Raw genomic sequence first — 4,002 nt, forward strand, 5'->3', positions numbered from 1 at the left:
ATGCCCTGACGCCGGGCCAGACGCTGAAGATCCCGTCCACCGTCACCGCTGCCAACCGCTCGGACACCTTCAAGCCGTATAACGCGCAGAAGCTCATCGGCGAAACCACGCCCGAACTGCCACCACCACCTCCCCCTCCCCAACCGGGTCGCGGCGGCTGCGGCGGTATCGCCCAGATCGTCATGATCGTCGTCGCCGTCGTGGTGACGGTGTATACGGCCGGGGCAGCCGCCAGCGCGCTAGGGGCCGCCACCACTTCAGCTACCGCCGTTGGCGGAACTGCCGTGGCAGCAGGGACCACTGCAGCAGCGACAGCCGCTAGCGTCGGCACCCTGGCTACCGGTGCCGCCGCCTTGGGGGGCACCTTCGGGGCCGCCGGCCTTGCTGCCGCCGCCATCGGTGGCGCTGTCGGCAGTCTGGCCAGCCAGATGGTGGGTGTAGCCTTTGGGGTACAGGACAGTATCAGCTGGAAAGGCGTCGCCACTTCGGCCCTGAGTGCCGGCATTACCGCCGGCATTGGTGGCAGCGGCTTGGGTGAAGCCATCAAGGGCTTGGGTTACGGCAAAGCCGCGACCTCCGCCCTGACCGCCGCCGCCAGCTCGACCATCAGCCAGGGCATCCTGTCTGCCGCGGGTCTTGGCAGCTTCAGCTGGCGCAATGTGGCTGCCGCCGCAATTGCGGCGCCGGTTGCGGACGCCATTGGCGACAACATCTTCGGCACCACCGACGCTACGACGGGCCGGGTCGCCCAGAATGGCGCCAGCTGGGCGCGTGGCAATGATCTCCTGGCCAATGTGGCGAACAACTTCCTGGGAGGTGTCGTCAACCGGACAGCGCAGATCCTGGTCAACGGCGGCGGCAAGCTCGACATCGCCAACATCGCCGCCAACGCCTTCGGCGATGCCATCGGTAACAGCATCACCGGCAGGAATCGTGCGGTGCTGTATGAGTCCGAAGCGGTGCGTCAACTTAGCAATGAGCAGTACGCGACTTACCAACAGATGATGATTGACGTCAAAACACTCCAACGAAATGGGAACGGATCTGATTGGCAGATACCCGATGAACTTTTGCAAAACACCTTAGCTTCTTTTGTTGCCGAGTCACCCACGCGTGATGAAGACTCGCCTGCATTCGAAAGTACATCGGCAGCCACCGATAGGAGTGCACGCAAGGCCACCAGCAAATCACCCGAAGCAACAGACAATCTACCAACCGGCCCCGTCACTACTGGTTTTGGTAGTCCCGTCGATGAGCTGGCTGCAAAATCACCCACGTTCCAGAACCTGTGGGCAAAGGCACGACAGAACAAAATTGACATCAGCGTGAGCAGTGATCCAAATTTCAGCACCAGCGCTCGAGGCAATAAAATAACACTGAATCAGGATGTACTAACTGATCCAGAAGAAACCATACGAGTACTTGCCCACGAAATTACCCATGTCCTTTACAAGAATCCCAATGAGAAACTGACTACCCTCGGTGCGCTAATTGGCAATTCCAGCCATGATGAATTTATACCGCGCTTTATTCAGGGCCAGTTACTAGATGAAGGCGAAGCTGCATTGGTGGAAATTCAAGTGCAGAGAGAATGCAATATTTCGAAAGACAAACAACATCAGTCATTTGTTGCCATTTACGAGCAATTCGAAAATGGCAGCTTGTCTAGAGATGAAGCCAGAAAGAAAATGGGAGATGAATTCCGACAGGTAAACCCCAACCATCAGAGTATTACGTATGAAACAAAAATTACCAGAGAGGCGGAAGACAGCTGGAATAGCTTTACAAGCTGGGTAAAAAATAGTGAATTGCCAAATCTTAGAAAAAACATTGAAATATTGAATGGCAACATTAAAAGTCGCGAAGATTGGCTATCACACTATAAAAAAGTGGAGAATCACCAATTCATAACAAAAAATAATGAAGATCGTAAAACCATTGCAGACTACGAACAACAAATCCGACGCCGACAAGCTCAAATAGCCCCAACTAAAAAGTGATATTTTCGATGGTCTACCGCCCAAGCGCACTTTAGGCGGTAGACCGACCTTAAGGAGACAAGAAATAACGTGGGACATGTAAAATCAAATGGATTAATCATTCTCTTACTGGCTTTTTCTACATACAGCCACGCCAAAGACAATGAAAGAAAAGAGCAATACCGATTGCTTAATACAATTGATGCTCTTGTTTCGAATAATATTTTTAATCGCGCTGCTGTTGAAAAGCTATTAGGCGCACATCTCAAAGAGAAACCTGAGCACCATGTCCCTCCGGCCAAGATCTACTATTCTGCAAACCCAAAGCATTCTAATTTTATAGAAATTGAATACCGCGTATATTCAGGCCAAGACACTGCCGAACTGATGCTATGGCTAAATAAAAAGGTCTGCCATAGTATCGCAAAAATCCTGGCAAAATATGATTTCAGTCAGGCCGCTCCAGAAATGCTTGACATGCAGGAGCGACAGCGGGGGGTAATTGGTGCGTATAGCACTTATATAAAACAGAATAAAATACGCTTGGGGTTTCGTAAACATTCGTCCCTAGCGAATATTGAATGCCTAGAAACAATTATTATTTCCAAATCCCAATCACCACCCTCCTCCACTCCATCCGAAACGCCGTCATCTCAATGAAAAGCAGTGACCATGGTAACCGTCCGGCCGTACCAGAGGGTTGGTAACGAACCGTGTCAAAAACAGCCGTTTTCACCGTAATCCAATGAATATGGGGTAGCAAGCCGGAATCCCAGAAATTTCTACCATATGCAAATTCAGTGGTGCCATATGAGTGCAGACTACAGAAACCACTTGATTTCGGTACTGGATAAATGAAAATCGAACTCTAAACAGACTGGTACTGCATTTCAGGACTAAGCGAACCAGATTGAATTGCGGTGGATTCGACTTGTCGTTGACAGTTTCAGGACTGCCGGAAAAAACTGGGATTCTGGCGTCCATCCCCGAATTGTAGCTTTCCGGGGTGAGAGAGGGAGCTACAACTAGAGTCAAGCATCTTGGTCTACGACTGAACTACGATCACATTATAACCTTCCGAAATCATAAACTGGCGTCACACAAGGTGTGTGTTCATTACTCCAGAATGTGCGTCCCGTATTTGATCCGTTAGCTGCCCACGAAATCGGGGTAGCACCACTGGGCGGGTAAAGCCCCGTTTCACTCTAAATGGGTGAAAAAATAGGCCGCTCCGGCAGCGAGTAGTGACAGGAGCAGCAGCAAACGGACCAGCCAGTGATGATTTTTGGTCAGTAAAATGGCGCCGCCGGTATAGGCCCCGAACAAGCCAACCACGAACCCGGCCCTTATCCCGCTTTGGTTAAACCCGAGTACCGCCATCGTGGCCAATCCCATGGCAACCGTCGCCAAGATCGATACAGGTAATCACTCCGCTGGCGATCCGTAAGCGTCCGGTCCCACCACCTAGCGCTGCGGTCACCCAGCCACCAAACTCCGGGATTTGATTGGTGGGAGTCAGGTGATGGTGCAGTCATGTGAATCATGGACAGAGCGGGAAGCACAGGTAGCGAGGTGTAAGCGTCCGACCGTCCCATCTACCGATTCCCGCGTCAAGCCACCACACTCTGAGATTTCCTTGTCAGGAGCGGAGCGATGGCGCAAGAAAGTGAATCCTGGGCGCAGCGAGAGGCGCATGTTGAAAGGTGGCGTAGCAGCGGTTTGAAGTAAGCGTCCGACCGTCCCATCTACCGATTCCCGCGTCAAGCCACCACACTCTGAGATTTCCTTGTCAGGAGCGGAGCGATGGCGCAAGAAAGTGAAACCTGGGCGCAGCGAGAGGCGCATGTTGAAAGGTGGCGTAGCAGCGGTTTGAAGGCGGAGGCGTATTGTGAACAGGTATCCGTCCGATCGCCCCACGTTGCGTCCGAAGCGTGAATCAGCTAGCGGTTGTTGAATTCAGGGGGAGTAGTTCATCAATGCGGCCATTAGGCCAGGTGGGGAGACGTTCAAGGGTGGCGGTCAG

The 4,002-nt window shown here is 52.5% G+C and carries 3 protein-coding genes; 2 read left to right on the forward strand and 1 reads right to left on the reverse strand.

All coding sequences use genetic code 11. From position 1 onward, the window contains the following. Together PZA18_RS23505 and PZA18_RS23510 are read left to right on the forward strand one after the other, a co-directional pair. The coding region (locus PZA18_RS23505) for a hypothetical protein (RefSeq protein ID WP_308447451.1) at positions 1–2,000 on the forward strand (2,000 nt) is incomplete at its 5' end. A gap of 69 nt (positions 2,001–2,069) precedes the next feature. Continuing rightward, positions 2,070–2,639, forward strand: coding sequence for a hypothetical protein (locus PZA18_RS23510; RefSeq protein ID WP_284103333.1), 570 nt, complete (start codon positions 2,070–2,072; stop codon positions 2,637–2,639). A gap of 540 nt (positions 2,640–3,179) precedes the next feature. Here PZA18_RS23510 and PZA18_RS23515 read toward each other — a convergent pair. Then, positions 3,180–3,374 (reverse strand): hypothetical protein, encoded by a 195-nt coding sequence (locus tag PZA18_RS23515; protein ID WP_284103334.1) that lies wholly within the window; start codon positions 3,372–3,374, stop codon positions 3,180–3,182. Positions 3,375–4,002: the final 628 nt, after the last annotated feature.

It is taken from the genome of Parachitinimonas caeni (assembly GCF_030129945.1).
Lineage (GTDB): Bacteria > Pseudomonadota > Gammaproteobacteria > Burkholderiales > Chitinimonadaceae > Parachitinimonas > Parachitinimonas caeni.